This window comes from Shewanella eurypsychrophilus, from assembly GCF_007004545.3.
In the GTDB taxonomy this organism is placed as follows: Bacteria; Pseudomonadota; Gammaproteobacteria; order Enterobacterales; family Shewanellaceae; genus Shewanella; species Shewanella eurypsychrophilus.
Genome location: NZ_CP045503.2, coordinates 3,045,309 through 3,070,880 on the forward strand (window position 1 = coordinate 3,045,309; position 25,572 = coordinate 3,070,880).

The 25,572-nt window shown below is 40.7% G+C and carries 18 protein-coding genes; 7 read left to right on the top strand and 11 right to left on the bottom strand.

Annotated features, from left to right (window positions below; translation table 11 throughout):
- The first annotated feature begins 42 nt into the window (after positions 1-42).
- The 4 genes from FM038_RS12875 to FM038_RS12890 all read left to right on the top strand — a co-directional run bounded on the left by FM038_RS12875 (position 43) and on the right by FM038_RS12890 (position 6,661).
- Entirely contained in the window at positions 43-2,136 is a 2,094-nt protein-coding gene (locus FM038_RS12875) for a sulfatase-like hydrolase/transferase (protein WP_195873015.1), read from the top strand.
- A complete protein-coding gene (locus tag FM038_RS12880) occupies positions 2,123-3,478 on the top strand; it encodes an arylsulfotransferase family protein (RefSeq protein ID WP_195873016.1) in 1,356 nt (451 codons plus the stop codon). The genes FM038_RS12875 and FM038_RS12880 overlap by 14 nt, the downstream gene beginning before the upstream one ends.
- Positions 3,479-4,129: 651 nt before the next feature.
- Positions 4,130-5,212, top strand: a complete 1,083-nt coding sequence (locus FM038_RS12885) for a sulfotransferase (RefSeq protein WP_195873018.1) — start codon at positions 4,130-4,132, stop codon at positions 5,210-5,212.
- Positions 5,213-5,494: 282 nt separating this feature from the next.
- Positions 5,495-6,661, top strand: a complete 1,167-nt coding sequence (locus FM038_RS12890) for a GGDEF domain-containing protein (RefSeq protein WP_223292854.1) — start codon at positions 5,495-5,497, stop codon at positions 6,659-6,661.
- 10 nt (positions 6,662-6,671) lie between these two features.
- Here FM038_RS12890 and FM038_RS12895 read toward each other — a convergent pair whose 3' ends face one another.
- The 4 genes from FM038_RS12895 to FM038_RS12910 form a co-directional block, all read right to left on the bottom strand.
- A complete protein-coding gene (locus tag FM038_RS12895; RefSeq protein ID WP_223292855.1) occupies positions 6,672-7,559 on the bottom strand; it encodes an FAD:protein FMN transferase in 888 nt (295 codons plus the stop codon).
- Between the two features lie 85 nt (positions 7,560-7,644).
- Positions 7,645-9,042 carry a DUF3570 domain-containing protein gene (locus FM038_RS12900; RefSeq protein ID WP_223292856.1) on the bottom strand — a complete coding sequence of 466 codons (1,398 nt, stop codon included), beginning with the start codon at positions 9,040-9,042 and terminating at the stop codon, positions 7,645-7,647.
- On the bottom strand, positions 9,029-9,247 hold the full coding sequence (locus FM038_RS12905) for a DUF4266 domain-containing protein (protein ID WP_142870928.1): 219 nt from the start codon (positions 9,245-9,247) through the stop codon (positions 9,029-9,031). Before FM038_RS12905 ends, FM038_RS12900 begins: the two co-directional genes overlap by 14 nt.
- A gap of 61 nt (positions 9,248-9,308) precedes the next feature.
- On the bottom strand, positions 9,309-9,779 hold the full coding sequence (locus FM038_RS12910; protein ID WP_142871104.1) for a TlpA disulfide reductase family protein: 471 nt from the start codon (positions 9,777-9,779) through the stop codon (positions 9,309-9,311).
- Between the two features lie 262 nt (positions 9,780-10,041).
- On the opposite strand from FM038_RS12910, the gene FM038_RS12915 reads away from it, so the two are divergent.
- Both FM038_RS12915 and FM038_RS12920 read left to right on the top strand, forming a co-directional pair.
- A complete protein-coding gene (locus FM038_RS12915) occupies positions 10,042-10,461 on the top strand; it encodes a secondary thiamine-phosphate synthase enzyme YjbQ (protein WP_142870929.1) in 420 nt (139 codons plus the stop codon).
- A 203-nt stretch (positions 10,462-10,664) separates the two neighbouring features.
- Positions 10,665-11,351 (top strand): flagellin, encoded by a 687-nt coding sequence (locus tag FM038_RS12920; RefSeq protein WP_142870930.1) that lies wholly within the window; start codon positions 10,665-10,667, stop codon positions 11,349-11,351.
- Here the strand turns inward: FM038_RS12920 and FM038_RS12925 are convergent.
- Positions 11,348-14,650: a DEAD/DEAH box helicase gene (locus FM038_RS12925; protein WP_142870931.1), complete on the bottom strand. Its 3,303-nt coding sequence runs from the start codon at positions 14,648-14,650 to the stop codon at positions 11,348-11,350. The two genes, FM038_RS12920 and FM038_RS12925, sit on opposite strands and share 4 nt — an antisense overlap.
- 286 nt (positions 14,651-14,936) lie before the next feature.
- On the opposite strand from FM038_RS12925, the gene FM038_RS12930 reads away from it, so the two are divergent.
- A complete protein-coding gene (locus FM038_RS12930) occupies positions 14,937-15,998 on the top strand; it encodes a UDP-glucose--hexose-1-phosphate uridylyltransferase (RefSeq protein ID WP_142870932.1) in 1,062 nt (353 codons plus the stop codon).
- A gap of 77 nt (positions 15,999-16,075) precedes the next feature.
- Here the strand turns inward: FM038_RS12930 and FM038_RS12935 are convergent, their stop codons facing one another.
- From FM038_RS12935 to FM038_RS12960, 6 genes are all read right to left on the bottom strand, one after another.
- Positions 16,076-16,816, bottom strand: a complete 741-nt coding sequence (locus FM038_RS12935) for a cytochrome b/b6 domain-containing protein (protein ID WP_195873019.1) — start codon at positions 16,814-16,816, stop codon at positions 16,076-16,078.
- A gap of 357 nt (positions 16,817-17,173) precedes the next feature.
- Positions 17,174-19,396, bottom strand: coding sequence for a bifunctional diguanylate cyclase/phosphodiesterase (locus tag FM038_RS12940; RefSeq protein ID WP_142870933.1), 2,223 nt, complete (start codon positions 19,394-19,396; stop codon positions 17,174-17,176).
- A 290-nt stretch (positions 19,397-19,686) separates the two neighbouring features.
- Positions 19,687-20,901, bottom strand: coding sequence for an RsmB/NOP family class I SAM-dependent RNA methyltransferase (locus FM038_RS12945; RefSeq protein ID WP_142870934.1), 1,215 nt, complete (start codon positions 20,899-20,901; stop codon positions 19,687-19,689).
- Between the two features lie 252 nt (positions 20,902-21,153).
- A complete protein-coding gene (locus tag FM038_RS12950; protein WP_142870935.1) occupies positions 21,154-22,530 on the bottom strand; it encodes a DEAD/DEAH box helicase in 1,377 nt (458 codons plus the stop codon).
- A 279-nt stretch (positions 22,531-22,809) separates the two neighbouring features.
- Positions 22,810-24,996 (bottom strand): OsmC domain/YcaO domain-containing protein, encoded by a 2,187-nt coding sequence (locus tag FM038_RS12955; RefSeq protein WP_142870936.1) that lies wholly within the window; start codon positions 24,994-24,996, stop codon positions 22,810-22,812.
- Between the two features lie 122 nt (positions 24,997-25,118).
- Positions 25,119-25,532, bottom strand: a complete 414-nt coding sequence (locus FM038_RS12960; protein WP_142870937.1) for a GNAT family N-acetyltransferase — start codon at positions 25,530-25,532, stop codon at positions 25,119-25,121.
- Positions 25,533-25,572: the final 40 nt, after the last annotated feature.

Here is a 25,572-nt window from a genome sequence, read left to right on the forward strand (position 1 = left end):
GATAGATAGTTAAAATCGTATCAGTACAAGATAGGAATAGGTATGGAAAGTAAGCTTCAGGTTAAAGGTGATAACGTATCTATGCTCAGAACCTTCTGGCGTACCAATGCTTTTATGCTGCTTTTTCTGGTCGCCTTATACAATTTCAAACTATTTATTCAGTACTTCTCTTCATTCTCAATTGCATCAGTGATGACCCATGTGAGAAGCGAAGATCTATTGAGCACGGGCCTCCTCTTCGATCTAAGTCAATTTGTATTTTTAGTCATATTTTTTCATCTCCTCTGGTCTTTAGTTATCACAATTTCATGTAAGCCATGGTTTAGCATCATCAAACATGAAGGCATCAAAACACAAGTATGGCTAGTAATAGTTCTGCTACATTTCACTCTGGTTTTAGCCGCTAATGCTTATTTTTATCCAACATCTTTATTAGGTTTTTTAAGAAATACGCCAATGGCAACTGTTGCTGGTTTATTAATGATATCGGTAGCAGTTCTGCTTCAGTTTTTGTGGTCTATTTATTCTCAGTTTGGTAAAAAAGTAACTTTAACAGCGCTATTCTCAGTAGCTTTATTGATTTCACTATTAGGCTATAGACCAGAGCCGGTTTACACGGCCGATAATAATAGTCCTAACGTTTTTATTATAGGCATAGATGGTCTTAGGCCAGATCATCTCAACTATATAGACAGCGCTAATAACCACTCACCAAATATAGATGAATTCATTTCACATTCAACAGTTTACACAAATACTTATACCCCACTCGGACGTACTTATGTTGCATGGATGAGTATATTATCTGGTCTATACCCTAAAAATCATGGTGCTAGATTTAACTTAGCTCCTCCAGAACTGATCAATAAAGAGTTTCCACTTGTTAGGGAGTTAAATAAAAAAAATTACCAAACTATCTATGCTATGGATGAGAGACGTTTCAATCAAATTGATGAGGCATATGGTTTTGATGAGATCATCGGCCCTAAAGTGGGCGCTGCTGACGCCATTATCAGTGGAATGGCTGATTTCCCGCTAATAAATTTGTTATCCAATATCCCTGGATCTTCAGAGCTGTTTCCTTATCTAAATATGAATCGTGGTTACGGTAAAGCTTACTCTCCAAATCAATTTAACCAGAAGGTTTTGAGTAAATTATCGAGTGATAAACCTAACTTTTTGTCTATTCATTTCTGTCAACTCCACTGGCCCTACACCTCTAAAGACTTTATCGACATCAACAGTGCTCAATGGAAGGGCAATTACAATCACTTCATGTATCAAGCGATGCTCAAAAAAGTCGATCAACAATTTTCTGATTTTATCAGTAGCCTTGAACAAAGAGGTTACCTAGATAATGCCATTGTTTATCTTATCTCCGATCATGGTGAAGGCTTTATGCTTAAAAAAGATGAAATCCACAATCCCTCTATTGACGTTAACGATACCTTACACACCAATGCTTGGGGTCATGGCACCAATGTGATGAGCCAAGATCAAACTAACGTATTAATGTCATACCGACGCTTCAATAAAAACGTCAAAGGCCTTCCAAATATTCAGCAGATCCAAGGCAATTTTTCATTGATTGATATAGCCCCAAGCCTATTTGAAGAACTTAATTTGTCACTATCAGCTAGTGATACTCCTTTTGATGGACTTTCCTTGCAACAATCAGCCAACTTAGAGGCTGAACGAGCCATCTTTGTTGAGTCATCTGTTCCTTTTCGCTCAATTAATGCCAGTTTTATTGACGAGAAAGAAGTCATTTATGAAACTGCCTCTAATTATGAAGTCAGGGACAATGGCCGTGCCGTTATTATACCTTCGGTATATAAAGAGATGGTGGCCAAGAAACAGCGAGCAGTCTATTTTAAGCATTGGCAGCTAGCCATGCTACCTAACTATGAAGAATTAGTGCTAATAGACACCCAAAAACAACTCTGGTATCAACTGTCTCAATATAAAGGTTCCGCACCTTGGAGAGGTATGCTATTTGATTTATGTCGCCATTATCAACACGACCTAGGGTTTGATCAACACCAGCACTGCCGACAATCAGGCATAATAGACGACTCCACGTCTTCCCCTTCGGTGAGGCACTTAAGTTATGGACGTCAATATGACATTCAATAGCCTATTCATCGCCCGAGCACTATTTACTGCCGCAATATTAAGCAGCTGTTTCCTATTAGGTGGACTATTCGCTCTTAACCAATGGCAGCCCTATACCTTTATTATTGAATCAATAGCCAATACTCAAGGGCTGTGGAGCAGAGTTACCGATCATCATCCTAGGCTCTTAGAACCTAAAGTGTATGCAGGCAGTGGCGTTGAAGTCTATGACAGTACAAAAGCCTTCGTTGGCTATACCCTGTTACAAGGCACTATGCCTGGCGGACCACAAGTTAAACTGATTGATATGACAGGCAAAGAGCTACATAGATGGAATATTAACTTTTTCAGAATTTGGCCACAGGCTGATCATCTCGCTGAGAACCTCAGGCCTACCTCAGAATTCTATACCCATACGCAAGGTTTTATCGTATTTCCAGATGGTTCAATCATTATCAATATTGGTGGTAAAGGCTCTGCGAAGTTAGATAAATGTTCCAATGTACTCTGGACACTCGATAGACGGACTCATCACTCTATTACACAAACTGTAGAGGGACAATTTTGGATCCCCGCTCATCGAAACATTGATATGATCCCAGAACATCTGCTTTTCGCTGGAATAACCAAAGAAAAGCTTAACAATAGAGGAGCAAACCTTTTCTTTGGCTATGAAAATTTAGTGCTGCTTATCGATGAAAATGGTAACACTATCCGGGAGTTTTCAATACTGGAGTCAATATATAATGCAGGCCTGGAATCGGCAGTATTAAACTCCTTAAAGTCAAAGCCTTATGATATTACACATATTAATGACATAGATGTTGTCACTGAGGCACTAGCTCAAAAGATAGCTGGCGTTAATGTTGGCGATCTACTTATTTCTATCAGGCAAATGCACATGCTGGCAATAATTGATCAATTTACAGGTAAATTAAAGTGGAAACATATAGGGCCTTGGGTTAGTCAACATGACCCTGATATTACAGAAGATGGAAATATTACAATTTTTAATAACTCAGTGAAAGAACTCGCTTTTGCTCGTGCACCAGGAAGTAACATTATCGAGTTTGATCCAATGACAAACATTTCAAATATCATATACCCCACTAGAGTTCAAGATGCCTTTTTTAGCAAAATAATGGGAAATCACCAAGCTCTGCCCAATGGTAATCGGCTCATTACAGAGAGTCTTTCTGGCCGCGTCTTCGAAATTAATCATGATGGAGAGATTATCTGGCAGATCATAATCCCTTATGACGAAGATTTAGCATCACTCATTGCCATTTCGCATAGAGTGAGTACAGACTATTTTAAGGTAAAGGACTGGGATTGTAGTAAGCACAGCAATACAACCTTATAGGTGAATTTATGAATAAACTCATAATATGCTCAATGTTAATACTCATTTCATATCCAAGTTTGGTTTTCGCTTATGTCGGTCCTGGGACTGGACTTTCCGCAATCGGCTCTTTGATTGCGTTTTGTGGAGCAATATTCCTGCTAATTCTTGGATTTCTCTGGTATCCCATTAAGCGTTTGTTGAAAATCAAAAGCGCGAATAGCCAAGAAGACAATAAAAACATCTCTGAGAATGAAAAAAGTAACCAATCTGACAGTAATTTAAAATGAACATATTGGGGGTATATATCATTGCGGTATGTGTGCTTTCATTATCATTTTACTACTCGCCAATTTTCTCTCATTGTCGGCAAGTTATCAACATAATGTCATGTGCCATTAAGCTCATACTGGACAAAAACACTGACGATTCAGAAAAGGAATTGACGTGCCAAAAATCAGGTTTAATGGTTTTAAAACAGGGGCTTCAGATTCTTAGTGATGTTTTTTTCATTAGTCTATTTACAAGCGTTCCGATCATTTTAGCTATTACATTCTCTATGGTTACCGCTAATGAATTAATCAACTTTTCGTTACGAAAAGACGTCTTATCCATTACCTGTTTTATTTTCATCCTCCCTTTAATCTTTCGTTACATCCGAATAGGAAAATGATGTTCAGTAAAGATAATTACTCACTCACAGAGCAAGGAATACATAGACTTGCTTTTGGATCTACGCAGTTACAATCACTCTTATTAGACATAGAAGATAAGCTCTATTCACAACAATGGCAAAACATCGAAATAAATAAGCCTATATTTATCACCTCATTACCTAGGGCTGGTACAACCTTACTTCTTGAGCTATTAAATCAATTACCGGAGCTTTCAACCTATCTATACAGAGATATGCCTTTCATTCTTACTCCATTGATTTGGCATAAAATATCGAGTCGTTTTCAAGTCACCTCCCAAAAAAAGGAAAGGGCCCATGCTGATGGATTAAAAATTAATGTAGACAGCCCTGAGGCATTTGAAGAAATAGTATGGAAAAGATCATTCCCTGAGAAATATCAATCTAAGCAGATCCCATTATGGACAGAGACTAATTGTCAGCTACAAAAAGAACTGCATCAACAAATGCAAAAACAAATAGCCGTAAGAAAATTAACCAGTAAGATGGCAGTAAGGTATGTCAGTAAAAATAACGCCAACATTGCTAGATTAAATATAATTAAACAAGGATTTCCTGACGCAATAGTGCTGATACCTTTTAGGCATCCTTTGGAGCAAGCTATCTCGCTTTGGAAACAACACCTCCACTTTACAGCCATACATGCACAAGATAATTTTACTTATGCTTACATGCAAAGCATAGGTCACTTTGAATTCGGTCGACTTCATAAACCTCTATTATTTCCACGTTTTAACACTCTTACAGCGAATTTTTCACCTTTAGACCTTAATTATTGGTTAGCGTATTGGATATCTGCCTTTAGTTATCTTCTGACCTATTCATCCGTCTCGTTTATCCATTATGAATCCCTTTGTAAGTCTGGTGCCAAGGGAGTAAAAAAATTATTAGCTAGGCTAGATCTGACCGCAGATGAACGCAAGTTACTTAATATATGCGAAACGTTAAATGCCCCTCCTGCGAGCCGATTTTCTGATCAGTTTGTTGACCCTAGTCTCAAGCTTGAAAGTTTAACGCTCTATGAAGCATTAATAAAAAGGTGTCTACTCAATGAGGAGTAGCTTATTCGAATATAATTCCCCTACAAGTCATAAGGTTAATAAGATTAAAATTATATAACTTCTTCAATGAGCATCTATACTAAGTGCTATTGGGGTATTCAGTGTCAGCGACCCGCTTTATTCCAGTTTATATTGAAGATAAATACAGATGGACTCGGTGATTGACTAGGGAAAAAAATGTCATTATTTTCATTCACATTCATCAGAAGTGCCCCATTTAGAGTGATGTTTCCCCTCTTTCTGGCTGTACAGGTATGCTTGTCGATCGAGCCTCTGTTAATTTTGCTTGCTCCTTATGAAAGTCTCATCCAAACATTTCCTTTCATTATGCTTTCAGTTGTCATTTTCTTAAGCCAGCCATTTAACCAAGGAGGAACTGGACTCGTTGCATTACTGATGGCAACCAGTTTTTATTTTTCACAACATATTTTTGGTTTAAAAGAAGTTAAGGACCTTCACTGGTTTACCTTTTGTTTGTTCTCAACAGCCCTTCCCATAAACTTGATTATTATTCATTTTCTTCCAGAAAAAAGGCTGCTATCCCGTTTTGGAATTAATTATCTACTTTTTCTATCTTTCCAGATTTTATGGTGTTACTTGTTACTCGAACAGATAAGCTCTGAAGATGTCAGTTGGCTGTGGAGCCTATATTTAAAACCTTTACCCCTTCTATCCTCTTCACCACTACTGTTGATCATGTTTTCATGTCTGCTAACTACGGCGAGTGCATTAGTGGTTATTTTTAGAAACTCTAATTTTGATCATACTATCTTCATTAATTTACTGTTTTCTTCAATCGCATTAATATTTTTTGATACACCACCTGTACCTGCTATCTGTTTTTCACTTGCGGCAATATTACTGTTATTGAGTATCATCACCTCAAGCCATGAACTGGCGTTTATCGACCAATTAACTGAGCTAGCAGGACGAAGATCCTTAGAGATTGAGATGGAGCATATTTCAGGTTTATATACTATTGCTATGCTCGATGTGGACCATTTTAAGAAATTTAACGACCTATACGGTCACAGAACTGGGGACGAAGTATTAAAACTAGTAGCTCAAATAATGATGCAAACAGGCGGCAAAGCCAAAGTATTTAGGTATGGTGGTGAGGAATTTGTTATTTTGTTCAAAGGAAAAAACTCCAATCAATGTCTCCCTTATCTTAATGAACTCAGATGCAAGATTGCCGATTATGATCTAGTCTTACGCGATCATCATGAACGGCCTATTCTTGATAAGGATGCCCAAAATATGTCCCATGATACAGAGAAACATGAAAAGGTTAATATCACCGTCAGTATTGGCGTTGCAGATAGCATTAATAACAGAACGAAACAGTATTCAGTAAGCACAGATGAAGTGTTTAAATCCGCAGACAAAGCGTTATATCGTGCTAAGAGCGGAGGAAGAAATAGAGTGTCTAATTTGAGATTTGCATAAAGATTATGAATTAGTAAAATATTTCATGTTCAACGTTTTGAGAATCAAGGAACTGTGTCGATTCCTTTCCTTTTAACATTGCGATTGTTGATAGCATGCCGGCAATTAAACAGTTTTCAGCCTTAACGGTTACTGAAATGGGCGCATATTCAACTGGGTAACCAGTTTGGGGGCTAATAATGTGACCATAAGTTTTCTCGCCGATATTAATCACTCGCCGTGTATTGCCACTTGTGGTTAATGCCCCTTGAACTAAAGAGGTAAATTTCACAGCCGTATTGAGCAACTTAGGGTCTTCTATCCCAACCTTCCAGCCCGAGGGGTTAGCAAGTGAACAACTGATATCCCCTCCCAGATTGACTAACACTGGTAAGGCTGGATATTGCGCTTTAAGATGGGTTGAAATACGATCGCACGCATATTCTTTGCCAATTCCCCCCAGATCTAAACGCATGCCTGAAGGTATAAAACAACGTTTTGGTTCAAGCATTATTTGTTCAAAGCCTACATGCTGTATAGCCTGTTCAATCTCAAGGGGATCAGGAAGTTTAGCCTGGGTAGCATAAGACCAGAGTGCCAATACTCTGCCCGCTGTAATATCAAACAATCCGTCACTGAGCTCATGGCACTGCTGGGCGAAATAGAATATTGCAGAGGTTTCTTCATCAATATTTTGCCATCGACCCGCATTATCATTCAACTTAGTGAGCATACTGTCATATTTATAGCGACTATACTTATTTTCAATCCGCGCGCACTCAGTCACCGCAAAACGCGCAATAGTATGTGCTGTTTCAATCTGACATTGCTTAATGAGCAGTTCACATGGGCTGGCCATGGAAGCGAAACACACCCGAAAACCCCATGTTGTCTTTGTTAACTGATATTGATTATCCATCACACCTAATCTGTCTCTTAAGTTGCCTTGGTATCGCTAGCAACTAGCAATACGATTGAACTCGAATAAAAAATGACAACATTCGTTAGAAAGAAAAACCAAGCTGAAATATTATCGCTTTGAGATTGGGATAAAGATCTTGGTTTGCTAATTGTCCTATTGAGTCTTGCCCAGTAGATTCAGGCCGTTGCTGATAATACTCTAAACGATAATAAGCCTTAATTCCGTCAGGCAAATTATGACCTAGTTTCAGCCCTAACGTATATGCATTCATTTGCCCTAAGCGATAATCTGCCGTCGCAAAATCAGGTAAAGCATCATTATGATTTAAATAACGAGTATAAAAATCCGCGGCACCTTGCTGATAATGTCTTAAGTGAATTTGCCCATAGAGATCAGCTGTAAAATTATAGCGATAATGAGTTTCAAAAGTATGAGACGTTACCCCCCAGTCATCCTGACTATAGCGGTATGAAAGATCAACGACTCCCGTAGACAAAGCCTGCTTTCCATACAGATATAGGCTCTGTTTGAGCCGTTCATCGGGTCGACTTTCATAGCGATACTCAGTGGCAGTACCGACCTCATCGACAACACTTAAAATCTTGTAAGGATCGGTCATATAACCAGATAAAGAGGACAGGTTATAACTCAGTTGAATGAAGGTATATCGAGTCAATATTTGGGAGATTCCAACACTTAAATCGGTTGTTTGTTTATTTGTACTGGCAATTTTCCGTGTCTTATCGAATGCAGTTTTAAATTCAGTTTCGGATGAAAAATCATCTCTAAACAGCATATTACTCATCGCAACAGGTCTGCCACCTACAGGGTCAACCAGATCATAATAGTAAGCAGCAGCCAATGAGACTTGTGTATTGCTCTTATTAAATGAGCGCTGCAAACTCGTATTTATCCCCATAGAGGTGTAATCAAATTCTCTAGAAAGATAGAGGCCATGATTAGATGTCCATATGGGTGACCAATTTTCTGTCCAGTTGGCACTTAGCTGCAATCGAGTATCTTTAAAAGTATCATCCAGAGGCTCTGTAGCCGCAGCAATGGTATATTCGCCATTACCTGAAGGTCGAGTAAAGGTTTGAGCAAAATCTTGCGGCACTGCGCCATTAGCAGAAGCACCGGTTAACGTATCGAGCACCAATTTGCCGGAATATACCCTTTTATCACCTTCATTTTTTTCAATATAAAAAATGCCTTCAGCAGCCGTGACCTTATCTTGCTCTTGATAATACAAAAAGGCCGCGTCTATTGCTAAATCACTGTCTGTCTTGAAACTGGTTTCATCAAACTGCGTGACAAAGAGTTGACTAGCATGATCTAATTTATCCTGAGCAACTACAGGTAAAGGGGCAGCGTTAAGCAGGGATAAACTGGCCATCGATAAACCAGACAAAATTGAGACATTCTTGAACTCGGCACCGTTAGTTTTTTTTGTGGATTGATCAGACTCAATTACAGCCACAACCACCTCCGGCAAGTGCCCTGCCACCACTGGTCCCCTCTTTACTGAAATAAATATGATCGTTAATGGTTAAATCCATTTTGTCATTATCTACTGCCATATCCTCTCTGGCGAATTGATCTCTTTCCCATGGCTGTACGCCAAGGCTAGAGCAGCCAACAAGGGAAAAACAAGTTAAACAGACAGTCAAAACAGTTTTGATCATGTAAATTCCAATTTTATGTCAATATGAACACTGCTTAATAAGAGCTACTTATCCTTATCACCTAATCATCCACGCTTTCTAGCCAGCGTTGTATTTCTGCCTCATATTTCGCCTGTTCTTCACGATAAAAACCAACATGCTTTGCCACTAGCTCTCCTTTACGGTTAAATAAATAACTACTTGGCATTCCGAGGATTTCAAATTCAGTGGCGACGTGCATGTCGGGATCATAAGCGATAGTAAAATCCGCCTGTATTTGGGTTAAAAATTGTTGAGCAAGTTTGGTTTCTGTATCTAGGTTAATGGCAATAATCTTCAAACCTTGATTGGCATATTTTTGATGCATGGCATTCATCCAGGGAAAAGATTTTCTACAAGGACCGCACCAAGATGCCCAAAAATCGACATAAACTACGCTGCCAGAATACTCAGATAAAGAGAAAGCATCACCGTTAATATCTTGGACACTTAAGTGTAGACTCGGCGCCGCATTCGACGCAGTAACAGACAAACACAAGAAAAATGCAGCAATAAATTTAACGATAGTGGCAGTAATATTTAACTTAGGTAGACGCACATTCCAAGCCTTAAATTTTATAACCTTAAATCAGTTATACACTGTGTTATTCATTTGTTCCAGCAACTAATTGTGAGTGAATTTTTATGACATGTCAGACAACACAACAATATCCATTAAACAGAGTTTCACCCTATGAAAGTGATTTAATTTGCCTTCGCTATCTGATTACGGCAAATTATAGCATTCAGTAAATCAACAATATAAAGATAGGCTTATGTGGTATCAAAAGGAATTAAACCTTCAAGCAAAACCGAGAGGATTCCATCTGATCACAGATGAAATCAACGATGCGCTTCCAGAGCTAAGCAGGCTAAAAATTGGCTTAGCCCATATACACCTGCAACATACCTCCGCAGCACTGACAATCAATGAAAATGCCGATCCTAGCGTTCGTGTTGATTTTGAGCGTTACTTTAATCGGTTGGCCCCCGAAAATGAACTTTACTATACACACACCTACGAAGGGCCCGATGATATGCCTGCGCATTTAAAATCGAGCCTGTTAGGCATATCACTCACCATCCCGATCACCAATGGCCGTTTAAATTTAGGGATCTGGCAAGGTATTTATCTATGTGAGCCTAGGGATTCAGCAGGTAAACGGCGAATAGTGGTGACGCTGCAAGGGGAGTAATCTCCTCATAGATGAGAACAGACTAAGTGTAATGTATTAAATTAGTGCCGCATTCAACATACCTAATATTGGTTTTCTTTAGACCCTCTAACGATAATTATTTTTCCTTTACGTCTATTTGCTCTAAGCAGCATCAATTGAGTGTTTGTTTTTTAGACAGTAGCGTAAGATAATTAAACTAGGTCTATTTGAAGGAAGCTGATATGAAGTTGCCCAGCATACAATCATCGAGTCTCAGCAATCTAGAGAAGCTACAAGAAAAACGTAAAGAGCAGATGGAAAAGCTCAGTACTGGGCTTAAAATAAACCAAGCTTCCGACGACCCTGCAGGAATGCAAATTGCAAATAGGCTCGCTTCAAGTATCAATGAGTCAGAGGTCAGAATAAGAAATGCCAGGGATGAGCAGAGTATTATCGATACACAAGCCGGGCAATATACTGCAATAACCGATAATTTAGTCAGAGCAAGAGAGTTAACCGTGCAAGCGGGCAACCCGCTTTATGACAAGCAAGCGATACAGGCAGAGCTCGATCAGCTGACAGAGGAGATCAATGTCATTGCTGAAGACGTCTTAGGTCAAAGTAACTTTATATCAGGCTTAGATGCCAGCGATCCAAGTGCATCACAAATAGTCATTGATGATGCAGGAGAGATCATCGACGCGAATGCGAGTGCCGGCGGCGCGAAAAGTAATGCCATAGACAGTCGAGTCAATAATTATCAAATCAGTAGTATTAATACCAGCGAGGCACGCTCAAGAATTCAAGATACCGACTATGCACAAAGCTCAGCTGACTTGCTAAGAACGGAGCTGCAACTGAAAATAGCCGTGATCCTGAAAAAAGATGAAGAAGAACGTAAAGGATTACTTTTTAACAAGTTTGTCTAATCGAGTTCTATTGGTTTAAGTAAATCGAGCCAGTCATCACCTGTCATATCGGATACCTTGGTGCTCTCCTGCAGGTAAATACTGTTAGCGAGATCTTGCTTTGATTCCTGTAATAACTGGATCCGTTCTTCTACGGTATCTTTACAGATTAACTTATAAACAAAAACCGACTTGTCTTGACCTATTCGATGAGCCCTATCACTTGCCTGTTGCTCGGCGGCGGGATTCCACCATGGATCGGTGTGAATAACGACATCAGCCGCCGTTAAGTTCAGGCCAGCACCGCCAGCTTTTAAGCTGATCAAAAATACCGGCACCTCACCTTGCTGAAAACGATTAACCAATTCTCCACGATTGCGACTCTTACCAGTGAGTTCAATATAGCCAATTTTCAATTGCTCAAGTAACGCTGAAATTAAACTTAACATGCTGGTAAAAGAAGAGAAGATCAGAATTCGTCTTCCGTCTTCAAGCATAGTCGGTAGCTTATCCACCAACCAATTTAGTTTACCTGAAGAGGTATGAAAAGGGTTAATGTCGGTTAATGTCTCAGCGCTATTATCAAGGTTGACCTTTGGGTGCTGACTCTTATTTAGCTCTACTTCAGCTGGGTTTATTTGAGAGTCAACAGGTGTATCCTTTGAGGCAAGATCAAGCTTCAACAGATCAGGATGACAGCAGACTTGTCTCAGTTTTAATAAGGCATTACTGATCGCTAATCGATTACGCTTCACACCAGAAACTGATACAGCTTTTCTCACCTCTTCTGACATGGTAAGTCGAATAGTCTCGTATAAATCACCCTGAGCCTCAGTCAGATTAATGTATTCATTAATGATGGTTTTCTCAGGCAATTCACTAGCAACATCTGCTTTCATGCGACGAAGCATAAAAGGGGTGATTCTTTGCACCAGCGCGATGCGTCGCTCATCATCTTTATCACGCTCTATCGGCACTTGATAATGGCGCTGAAACTGAGCATAAGTGCCCAGAAAACCTGGCATCAGAAAATTAAACAGAGACCACAATTCACCAAGATGATTTTCAAGTGGGGTGCCAGTCAAACACAATTTGTGAGACCCTGATAAACTCGCAACTACCCGACTAATACGGCTACGTACATTCTTGATGGTTTGCGCTTCATCGAGAATGATCAGATGAAAGTGTTGATCTGACCAAGATTCAGCATCTTGTTGAAGCGTGCCATAACTTGTAATGATTAAATCGCTATCATTCACCTGCTCTTTTAATTTATGTCTCTTAGGCCCAGTCCATAAAAGCAGTCTTAATTCAGGCGCAAAATTCTGGGCTTCGTGATACCAATTTGCTAATAAGCTTGTCGGGGCAACGATTAAACAAGGTTTGGTTAACTTGCCGGAATCTTTATCCACCAATATCGAACTCAAGGTTTGAATGGTCTTCCCCAGCCCCATGTCATCAGCCAAAATACCAGAAAATTCATGACGTTTTAGAAATTGTAGCCAGTTTAGACCTACATGCTGATAATCCCTCAACTCAGCATTGAGCCCTTTAACACTGGTCACACTGTTATCGGTTCCACTTCCAAGATACCGATATACTTGCTCAGCTTTATTTTTAAGCCAACTGCTGCCCTGCCACTGCCATTCTTTATTATCTCCTTGAGTTAACAAAGTCAGTTCAGCAAGGCGCGTTAGCTGATGCATAGGCAAGGTTAATGTTTCAGTTTCAGTTAAAGGCTTTGTTTCATAAAGCTCTACCAATACATCTAGGATCTGTTTAACCCGTTTAGCAGGTAAAGAAAGCCTTTGACCGGAATCAAGCTCCATCAACACAGATTCCGAATCGCTCAAGTTCTGTAGTAACCCTTTCCTAATGGCTTTAACCAGATAAGGTAAAATATTAATCTTTTTGCCATCAAGTTCTACGCCAAGCTCAAGCTCGAACCAGTTTTTATTGGCAACTTGGTGACCCAGTTCCCCATACCAAGCTTGTGGCTTAACAAGGCTATAGCGATTTTTAAGCTGTAAATCGATAAGCCAACCAGCAAGCATCAAGCGTCTGAACATGATCATCTGCAGCGCTGAAAGCTGTGGTAACAAACGCGTACCTACAGCAAACTGATGCCAAACTGTAGCTTCAAACTGTGACGACAAGAGAGGAAAATTAATAAGCTGAACATTGAGCTCGGCAGCAAGTGTCAAGAAGTGTGGCAGTTCACTACTCAATGCAAAAACCTGTTCTAAATTGACTTCATGATGATCACTGATAAATGAAAAGCTGACTAAATCAAGATCAAGTTGGTTATTATCGATATCAGATCCATTGATGTGACGAGAGATGGTTAACTTAGGCAGCCAATCTCTATCATCATCCGCCATCAATGCCAAAAGTTGATCACTGCATTTTGCATTTGAAAAGGCAGCCGCAGACCTTGTGTTTATCATGCTCATACTGGAAAAATCAATATAAGCATCCTGGCTGACTTTATAAAAGTAGCCAGTATCAATGAAGTCATTTAAATAATGTTGTTCGAATTTGAGCGGCTGTTGGTCGCAACTCTGCCAGAAGCATCTCTGGGTAAGAACAAGCATGGTGATAAACTCGTTATCGCAAATCGAATCGATACTGAGTGAGATTTTTTCCTCTTGTTCCTTTGATAATTTGGGATCTATCGCTGTTAACAATGGTCGTAATTGATTCAATATCCAGAGATCCGTCTGAGTGACAAACTTAGGTTGGCTGCTTCTATGTAATACCTCAAAACCTAAGTCGTTTTTTAGCGAATGCTTTCCCGTTTTACCCACATAACCTTTATGAACATCCAGTTGCAGCTGATCTCCCTTGCGACTTAGCAGATACACAATTCTATGGCGAGCCATATTTGGGTAGGGATCAAACCTCTGATTCAGTTCAGTTCTAAGTAGTCTTTGTGCCGTATCGGCCCGCTTCTTTTCACTGGGATACGGCATGATAGGTGTTTGTCTGGCGAGATAATCGATCGCAATAGCGGCGATATGAATGCATGAAAACGTACTGCCGACACACTGGCTACAATGCGTATTTTTAGACGCGATAATGGGGCCAGCAGCCCAATCTAACTGCGCAAAAATCGAGTTTGATGGAGTGGTTCTATTACTAATCGAATCCAAAGTCCGCGAGTCACAATCAAGCTGTTCACCCTCAATGTCAGCACTCACAGCTGAAAATTCAGCCAAAAGTATAGACCCTTGGTAATCATGCTTTAAATGTGTACCCAGCAATATGCCTAACGCGTCGAATATCACCGACTGACTAAAAATCTCTTCTAAATGGACCAATCTCTCGCCTTTTATCTTTACAACAACTCAGTACAAATAGGCAAGTTTACAAGCACCTGAAACCTTATTTGCACCATTGAAAACAGATCGAAAGGGAGAACTATAGCACTGATAAAGCCATGGCTAATAACTAATTAGATAAAGAGTTGGAATATTTTTCAAGTTACCAAAAGCGAGTAAATAGCGCACGATTTGAAGTAAATTCATCCAGAATGCACTCGCTAGCTATCGCTTTATGTTTTAATCTTATATAATTCTATTGTATAAAATATCCCAAGAAGAGAATATGACCACATTTGACCCTATTCATCACCCTCATCGTAGATTTAATCCACTCACCGGCGACTGGGTACTGGTTTCGCCTCATAGGGCTAAACGGCCTTGGCAAGGCCAAGATGAAGCCACTGTTGCAGCCACAAATATTGATTACGACAGTGAATGTTTCTTGTGTGCTGGCAACAAACGGATCAGCGGTGATATTAATCCCAACTATCAGTCCACCTATGTATTCAGTAACGATTTTGCCGCACTATCTCCAGATACCCCTTCGGTGTCAGCTAACGACGATCCACTGATGCGATGTGACAGTGCCAAAGGTCTAAGCCGGGTGATCTGTTTCTCACCGGATCACAGCAAAACGCTGCCTCAACTCTCGGTGAAGCAGATAGCTGAAGTGATAGACACTTGGAATGTGGAAATAACCAGCCTAGGTAAAGATTATATCTGGGTGCAAGCATTTGAAAATAAGGGCGCAACTATGGGGTGCTCTCAACCCCACCCTCATGGTCAAGTCTGGGCCAATAGCTATTTACCCAATGAAGTCAGAAAAAAACATCATCATTTAAACGCATACCACCAAGAGCATGGTCGAAGTTTGCTTAGTGATTATGTAAGACGTGAACAAGATGATGGTTGTCGTACTGTGGTCGAAACAGAACACTGGCTTGCTGTTGTTCCTTACTGGGCAGCATGGCCATTTGAAACACTTTTAATGCCTAAGACACAGATCAGGCGCTTCGATGAACTCAGTCATGTTCAAAGGGATGATCTCGCTCTCGCCATCAAGAAGTTAACCACTCGATATGACAACCTGTTTAATTGCTCGTTTCCCTACTCCATGGGTTGGCACTTCGCCCCCTTTGAACGTGATAACGAGGGTCAATTACTCAATAGTGATCATTGGCAGTTACATGGCGTATTTTATCCGCCTTTACTTCGTTCTGCGACAGTCAAAAAGTTTATGGTAGGGTATGAAATGTTGGCAGAAGCACAGCGAGATCTGACTCCAGAACAAGCTGCTGCTATGTTAAGGGATGCGACAGATATTCATTACTTGGATAGAAGCTAAACTAAATCTTGAACAAAATAATCAGCCAGCTCTAAAGACTGTTCCTCAGAGCTGGTGAGTAACGAAATAAAACTAAATTACTTATCCAGCGGCGTACCTTCTAGTCGCTTCTTTCCTGAGAACATAGCCGATATGATCCCAGGCTGATGTTTCAGTTCAGCTAATATGACTCCGACGACATGAAGTACAATTAGCAGCAACAAAAAGTAGACGAGATATAAGTGCACTGTACCTGCAATGCTTTTATATGGCTTAACCTCAGCAAGCTTAGCCTTGTCTACACCCGTTTCATCGTAAGGTTTGATGCTTGCTGCATCAACGCCATCGGCAGCGATAAATTCAGTGATAACGCCACCAAATGGCGGGTAATATATATCCGTACCAGCTCTAATTAATCCCGTCAGCATGATAATGACTAGCGTGAGCATAATGATCACAACGGCAAGCTTTCCAACAGGATTATGGCCTAAATATTGTGGATTATCCCCTTTCCTCAACGCTGCTTTATACTTTTTTATTTCCGCTATTTTCGGCATGTTCGATGAGAACTTTGCAAAACGATCACCAAGAAACCCCCATAGGATCCGTATGAATAAATTCGCAGCAAATATGTAGCCAATAACAACATGAAGTTCTTTAAGGCCAATTTTAGCTTCTAGACTTGTGATACCTATTTCACGCTTAAACAGCATTATCAAACCAACAAAGATAAGGCTGAGTACCAATAATAAATTAAGCCAGTGGAACACCCGTATGGGCTTATCCCACACCTGATATGTCTGGCCCTGATTTGAGTTGTCTTCGTTCGATAATGACATAATGATCCCCCCAGATCTTCCGATACATCACAGTAATACCAATCGGTATAAATCTCGTAAGTAAAAAGTTTTGCACTATTCTACTATCGTTTCAAAATCATTCAGTTAAAGAATATTCATTAAGCGCTAAATATCCGTTCTAATACCAACCTACATAAATACTTGATCATTCTTACTGGTTAAAACCGCTGATAACTACGTTATGAGTTTTGTAATTAGAATAACTAGTTACCTGCAACTCCAGCCTTGTTCTAAGCGGTTTTTCCTGCGTAATGTTATGAACACTGACTTATCCAGATTGATATAATACTCAGCGTGTAAATTTGGTTTCTGAATAATGAAACGTTAAATCATAAATTATGAAATCAGCGTTTTTAGTTCAGATTTACTCATAGGTTTATAGAAATAATAACCCTGAACAAACTCAATACCAGCCTGTTTGACAAAATCCAGCTCCAGCTCAATTTCCACACCTTCGGCAACGACATCTAAACCTAAAGCTTGGCTTAATGTCGTTATGGCTGTCACCAAGGCCTGTTGCTTGATGTCAGAATCAGACTGTTGAATAAAACTTTTATCGATTTTAATTTGATCTAATGGAAACTTGCTCAAATAAGACAATGATGAAAAACCAGTACCGAAATCATCAATAGCAACCTTAAGCCCCATATCTCTTAACTTAGTTAATGACTGAATTGAGTGATGATTATTCTTCATCAATAACGACTCAGTGATCTCTATTACCATAGATTCAAATGGAAATGGGTTTGTCGTTAAATCAACTGCAATATCTTCAATTGATTTCACTAAATTATCTTGTAGTTCATGGGACCAAAACTCATACATAGAGACATTGATCGACAAACCAAAACCTAAATTGATCTGCTGTAGCTCCAATAGCGCTTTCATGGCCTCTTTACGGACCCACTGGCCAATTTCAACAATCAAACCACTACTTTCGGCAATCGGAATAAAGTGCTCGGGAGAGATATAAGTCCCTTCATGTTTCCATCTAAGTAAAACCTCTGCACGAACAATCTCGCCGGTAGATATTGATACGATGGGCTGAAAATTAAGCTCAAACGCTTCTAAGTCTAATGCTAAACGCAGTGCTGTATGAATAACGGCGGTACGCTCAGCATCTTGTTGCATCTGTTGAGTAAAGAAATGAAATCGATTTCTGCCCTCCTCTTTCGAAGCATACATAGCTTGGTCGGCACAATTTAAAAGCTGTTCAAGGTTTAGCGCATCTTCAGGGAAACGTGCAATGCCAACGCTTATACTGGTTAATACCTGTTTATTATCGATATAGTACGGCTCAGATACCCTGCCAACAATCAAATCAGCAATATCGGTAAGGTCGCTCGCCTTAACCAGACCGGGTAAAAACAGCGCAAACTCATCGCCACCTAATCTCGCTAATAAAAATGCTTCATCGATACAGTGACTGATCCGCTTTGACACATCGACGAGTAACTTGTCACCTTTATCATGACCTAAGGTGTCATTAACTTGTTTAAAATGATCTAAATCCATCAGCATAAAAGAGAAGCCAGGCATCAAACTGTCAGAGTTAATCTCATTTTGCATCACTCTAAATAACTGATGCCTGTTTGCAAGCGATGTTAAAGAATCAAAATTAGCTTGGTAATCAATTAATTCTGATGCACGCTTCCTTTCACTTATGTCACTAAAAAGCCATGCGTAACACACTTCATCTAAACTTGAATCTTTAAACATAGTAACGGTAAGATCGAGGTGAAAGGTTGCACCGCATAAACGTTTTCCAATCAATTCTCCTTGCCACGCCTCATTTGCATGCAGGGAGTCAAACATCTGTGTAAGTTGAGTTAAGCCAGAGGGTTGAAAAAAATGATGCGGGTCGAACTGATGATCATGTTCTGATGACAATTTTATCAACTGATAAAAAGCAGGATTTGCATTAAGAACATTCCAATTATCGTTAGTGATAACCAAAGCGACAGGCAAGTGCTTAAAAATGTTACTGGTTAATCGTTGAAACTGAAGAGAACGACTTCGCTCAATCGCTAAACTGGCCAAACTTGCAGCTTCTGCGATCAGAAGTAAATCTTGTGCCGTCGGCGACTTTTGAGTGTCGTAGTACATGGCAAATGTGCCAATAATATTACCTTTACTGTCTTTAATTGGCTCAGACCAGCAAGCTTTTAGTCCCGCTTTTAAGGGAAGCGCTTTAAAAGGTGCCCAATAGGGATGGGTTTCTATGTCTTCGACGATAACACGTTCACCGCGATATGCGGCTGTGCCACAGGAACCAACCCCCTCTCCGATTTCAATACCATGAATGGCTTTGTTATATTCATCGGGCAATCTTGGCGCTGCACCATTGAGTAGGCGTTTACCATCATCACTCAACAATAATACAGATCCCATGGTCCCCAATTTTTCAGCTTCAATAAGTAACACTAAAGAGGCTAAAATCTCACTCAGTGGTGAGCCATCTAATAAGAGTGCTAATATTGCTCCGTAATGTTTCACACTGACATTATAGCCAGTGACAACTGGAAAGACCCTAACACTAGATGAACAACTCTGTTCCATAGACGCTCATACCTATCACAACATGAATAATCTATATACTACCTATTTAGTTAACAAAACTCTATGATTATTAAACGCCCAACAAGATACCAAGATACTGATAAATCAGTTATTTATTTTAATAAGTTTTAACGTCTTAGTTGGAAGTACCCAATGAGGGCAATAAAAAAGTCAAACGAAGAGGAAATAAACGGTACGCTAGGAGGAAAGGCTAAAATGATGAGAAAATATGATAATTAAAGAAAAAGATCACCGCTATCCTTAAAGGTAGCGGAGGTTAATACTTACAGCTATTCAGCGATTCGCTCAAGCTTTGCCATATAGAAGCCATCAAATCCTGACTCAGCAACCGTTATATTTTCATCTTCAATGAATGTAAAGTGCTTGTTCTCTGCCAAAAAGGCATCAATCTGATCGCGGTTCTCTTCAGGCATGATAGAACATGTTGCGTAGACTAAGATCCCACCCACTTTCACCATGCGGCTGTAACTCTGCAATATATGTTTCTGCAGTTCAACCAGTACAGGCAGGCGCTCAGGCGTATCACGCCACTTTGCATCAGGATTGCGCTTAAGTACCCCAAGTCCCGAACATGGCACATCTAACAACACACGATCGGCACTGAGCTTTAGGCGCTTAATGGTTTTCGAGCTGGCGATAATACGGGTCTCTATGTTATCGGCATTAGCACGGCGAGCACGTTGTTTAAGACTGTCAAGTTTCCATTGCTCAACATCCATAGCTAAAAGACGACCTTTACCCTTCATTTGAGCTGCAATGGATAACGTCTTACCGCCCGCACCAGCGCAAGCGTCGATAACACGCATACCTGGCTTGGCATCGAGTGCAGCAGCAACCAACTGAGAGCCAGCATCCTGTTGCTCGAACCAGCCCTTCTTGAATGACTCGGTACGAAATAGCGCTGAATCTGATGTGACTTCAAGAGCGGTTTCAACACCTTCAACTTCCTGGGTTTGCACTTGCTCATTACGTAATTTTTTGCCTAATTCATCACGTGTACATTTAAGCAAATTCACGCGGATAAAACGTTTAGGCTGTTTACTCAATGCCGCTCGCTCTGTGGCCCAAGCATCACCCAGTTGTGCCTGACCCATTTGGTCTAACCACTCAGGGCAACCATCCCATAAAGCTGGCTGAGTCTTAGCCTTCTCTAGACGTTCAAAATACGTTTTTTCATCTACCTGCAATGCATATTGCATTTTAGGTACCTCGAGTCCGTGAAACATATGCCATACATTCAGTAAGCGTGTTCCCATACGCGACATCTCTTCAAACTTTACATCCGACAGATAACAATAAAGGTTTAAACGACGAAGTAAATCACCTGCAACCACAGTAATGCGTGCCTGCTCTGATGGCGCTAATTGTAAGCCCGAGAAGTGGTGAGAATAGGCTCTATCTAAAGGTTTCCCTTCAGTTAATACCATATCTAATACATTGATAACCAATTCGGTCGAACTAGGGGAAAGCGGAGAGTTAAGCATGAAATAGCCTGTTGTGGATGTCTAAGAATAATGTCTGTAATTACGCGAGTCGATCATAGGAGTTAAGACTGTATTACGCAAGTAATACTCTCAGCTCTTAAGCCCAAATGGGGAAATATTTTAGCACAAAACGATGATCTGATGGCTCTATACAAAAATGACAGAGGCAAAAACAGTAGAATATGAAAAATAATGAGACGAGAAAAGAGAAAGGCCCGTTTAAAACGAGCCTTTCTAGTCTTAACTGTACATTTAGTGACGACCCCAGGGATTGAGCGGTAGCTTGTTATCCGCAGTGTCTTCAGTTGAACCTTCGTTGCTCACTGTGTGACTATTCGTTCGCTCAGATTTTTGAGGCTTACCCTTGTGTGATTGCACTCTTGAAGAGCCTTTATCACTGCGAGGTTTAACGTTTCTCCCCTTAGGGCCACTTTCTTTGCTGTCTCTTACTGGCTTATTTTTAGGCACAAAATTCAACACAGAAACTGGCACTACTTTCTTGGGCGCAAACTCTTCAATTTCACGTCGTTCGATCAAATGCTCTAAGCGACTTTCGATCATACACAGGTTCTTAAAATCATCTTTCGACACCAAAGATATTGCCTCACCAGCAGCCCCCGCTCTACCGGTACGACCAATGCGGTGAACGTATTCGTCAGCTGGGTATGGTAAATCATAATTGATCACCAAAGGTAGCTCGTCGATATCGATACCACGCGCCGAGATCCCAGTCGAAATTAAGTAGCGAACCTTACCGGATTTGAAATCAGCTAAGATCTGCTCACGAATGGCTTGAGTACGGCCACTATGAATACATTCAGCCTCGATACCACGCTTTTCAAGTTGGCTTACCAGCTTTCCAGCGCCATGCTTAGTTTCTATAAAAATAAGTGCCTGAGGCCACTCATTTTGTTTGATTAAATGGCTCAATAACGCCGACTTTTTATCCTTATCTACTGTAACCAACCACTGTTCAATATTTGGCTTGCCTTGCGTTTTTTTAGTGACGGAAAGCTGAATCGCATCAGGGCTAGTGTCTTTAGCTAGCTCTCTGACTTGTCTCGATAAAGTGGCTGAAAATAACAGGTTCTGTCTGTTCTGAGGTAAGGTATCGACAATCTTATTAATATCTTCGATAAAGCCCATATCGAGCATTCTGTCAGCTTCGTCCAGCACTAACATCTCGATTTCATCAAAATGAATCGAACGTTGAGTATATAGATCCCGTAAACGCCCTGGAGTGGCTACGACAATATCTACACCTTCAATTAGCTGCTGCTTTTGCGGCGCATAATCTACACCACCATATATGGCAACAGACTTAAGCCCCAAATGTTGACCATAGGTCTCAATACTTTGATTGACCTGAATCGCAAGCTCTCTTGTCGGCGCTAAAATCAATGCTCTGGCGCGTTTTTTTCTTTGTGTCTCCCCCTTTGAGAGCATTTCAAGAATAGGCAATACAAATGTTGCCGTTTTACCACTGCCGGTTTGGGCCGCAGCGATAAGACTTTTACCTTTTAGCGCAAGTGGGATCGCCTCAGCTTGGATCGGTGTTGGCGTGTGATAGCCGAGTTCATTAAGGGCATCGAGTAAAGGTTGGCTTAAACCAAGGGAGGAGAAGGACATGGACAGATCTCAAGATAATAGCAAAACAGAAAATAACACGAGTATTCACTCGCATTATATAGGCCAGGCGATTATAGCAGGGCCCACAAAGATATGCCCTCTTTTACTAGGCTAACCAATATGAAGCTGAGGATTAATTATTGATAGTCAGTCACTCTCAGGGGCTCAACCGAAAGTCCTCTTAAGGGCAAAATGTTCAATAGGCGTTCAGCACCTAATAAAAAGCCCATCATTGATGGGCTTGGGCTGTAATACATGACTTAACGCATATTAATCAAATTACTGTTTAACTTGTGCTTTACGGGCTTGATGTAATTTTTTATAACTTTCAATCAATCTCAGATGCGGCTCAATGCCTTCTAGTGCCATGCTGGTTTTAGTCAGTCCGAAGAATCGAATCTCACCATTAACTGAGCCGACAACATTTTGCATCACTACTTCACCAAACATACGGTTGAAGTTATGGATGAAGTGCTCAAGTTCTAATTCTTCGTCTAAAGCGACTTCTAGTACAGCACTCACAGCTTGATAGAATAGACCACGCTCAACCGTATTATCGTTAAACTGTAAGAAATCGCCGACAAGTTCCATCGCTTCATCGTGTGCGCCTAATGCAAGGAAAATAAGAATTTTCAGCTCGATAATGGTTAACTGGCCCCAGACGGTGTTTTCATCAAACACGATGCCAATCATGGTGCGTATATCTGTGTAATTATCTTGCTGGCTTTCATCTAGACGGTTAACGAGATCCACCAGCTCATCATCAGTTAAAGAATGCAGATTTAAAATATCTTCGCGGTAATCGAGTGATTTATTGGTGTTGTCCCAGATAAGGTCTTCAACCGGATACACTTCAGAGAATTCAGGCACTAACATGCGACACACAGAGGCACCTAGTTGATCAAATTCTGCGGTATAAACCTCTTTACCCAGCGACGCTAGAATGCCAAATAAGCTATTAGCTTCCTCTTCGTTCGTACCAGAGAAATCCCACTCGCAGAATTCAAAGTCATACTTGCTGCTAAAGAAGCGCCACGAGATCACACCTGTTGAATCGATAAAGTGCTCAACAAAGTTTTCAGGTTCTGTCACTGCCATGCTATTGAAGGTAGGCTTAGGCACATCATTGAGCCCTTCAAAACTGCGACCTTGTAACAGCTCTGTAAGGCTACGCTCTAACGCCACTTCGAGACTTGGGTGAGCACCAAACGAGGCGAATACACCACCGGTTTTCGGGTTCATTAGGGTGACACACATGACCGGAAACTCTCCGCCCAAGGAGGCATCTTTAACCACAACTGGGAAACCTTGCGCTTCTAATCCTTCAATGCCGGCCAAGATGCTAGGGTACTTCTCTAGCACTGACTGTGGCACATCTGGCAAGACAATCTCTTGTTCGATAATTTGGCGTTTTACCGCGCGCTCAAAAATCTCAGACAGACACTGCACCTGCGCTTCTTGCAGATTGTTACCCGCACTCATACCGTTACTTAAGAATAAATTTTCGATTAAGTTAGACGGGAAGTACACCGTTTCGCCATCAGAGTGACGCGTATACGGAATGGTACAAATACCCCGTTCGATGTTACCTGAGTTGGTATCAATCAGATTTGAGCCACTCAGCTCGCCACTCGGGTTATAGATATCTAAACAATAGTCATCGAGCATGCCCACTGGTAGCGAATCATCATCTGTTAATTCGAACCATTTTTCATTGGGATAATGCACAAATTCGCTGTTAGCGATCTCTTCACCAAAGAATTGATCGTTATAGAAGAAATTACAGTTCAAGCGTTCGATAAACTCGCCCAGTGCAGAGCAAAGTGCGCTCTCTTTGGTTGCGCCTTTACCATTGGTAAAACACATAGGTGATGCAGCGTCACGAATATGCAGTGACCATACGTTTGGCACTATGTTACGCCACGATGAGATCTCAATCTTCATTCCGAGATCGGCCAGCATACTGGTCATGTTAGAAATGGTTTCTTCAAGGGGAAGATCTTTACCCACAATGTAGGTACTTGAATCACCTTCAGGCTGCCCCATCAACATAGCATTGGCATCAGCGTCTAGGTTTTCAACCGTTTCAATTTTAAACTCTGGACCGGTTTGTACCACTTTTTTTACGGTGCAACGTTCTATCGAGCGTAAGATCCCTTGACGATCTTTATCAGAGATATCATCAGGCAGTTCTACCTGAATTTGGAATATTTGATTGTATCTATCTTCAGGATCGACAATGTTATTTTGCGACAATCTGATATTTTCAGTCGGTATATCACGGGCTTTACAATACACCTTGATAAAATAGGCGGCACAAAGCGCTGACGATGCTAAAAAATAATCAAAAGGACTAGGGGCTGAGCCATCGCCCTTATAGCGAATAGGCTGATCAGCAGTGACATTAAAGTCATCAAACTTTGCTTCCAGTCTTAGATTGTCGAGAAAATTTACTTTGATTTCCATTGAATATGTCCAGAGTCGTGCGATATCTATCGGCGAGATTGTCTTAATTGGGGCAATTATCGGTGTTTTTAACCCAATAGTCTTGAGTTAATTACTGCAATAGCTTAATTAAGGCTATTTAGCTAATAATTCTTCAACAGAAAATATCGTTCAGGACTGTCCGGTAACGCGGGCACACTTCCGACAACGTCAAAGCCAAGCTTTTGATAAAATAGTGGAGCTTGAAAAGATAATGTATCAAGCTGGGCCACTACACAACCTCGCTTCTTTGCCTCAATCTCAGCAAGTTCCATCAATTGACGACCCAGACCTGTACCTCTTGCCACTTTATCTACCCAGACTACGCCGATGAGAAAATTTTTATAGATAGTCCGGCCCGAGACACCGCCAATCAACTTATCATCTTCATTACGCATCACCACAGTTAAAGGCTTAGATGTTTCAGGCCCCATATGCTCAATGTTGTACTCACGTACACCGTCAACGAGCGCATCAAGAACTATCGAATTTTCTTCGTTAATCACTTCAATCTTCATTTAAACACTTCCATGCAATTTAAACTTACCCTGAATGCTA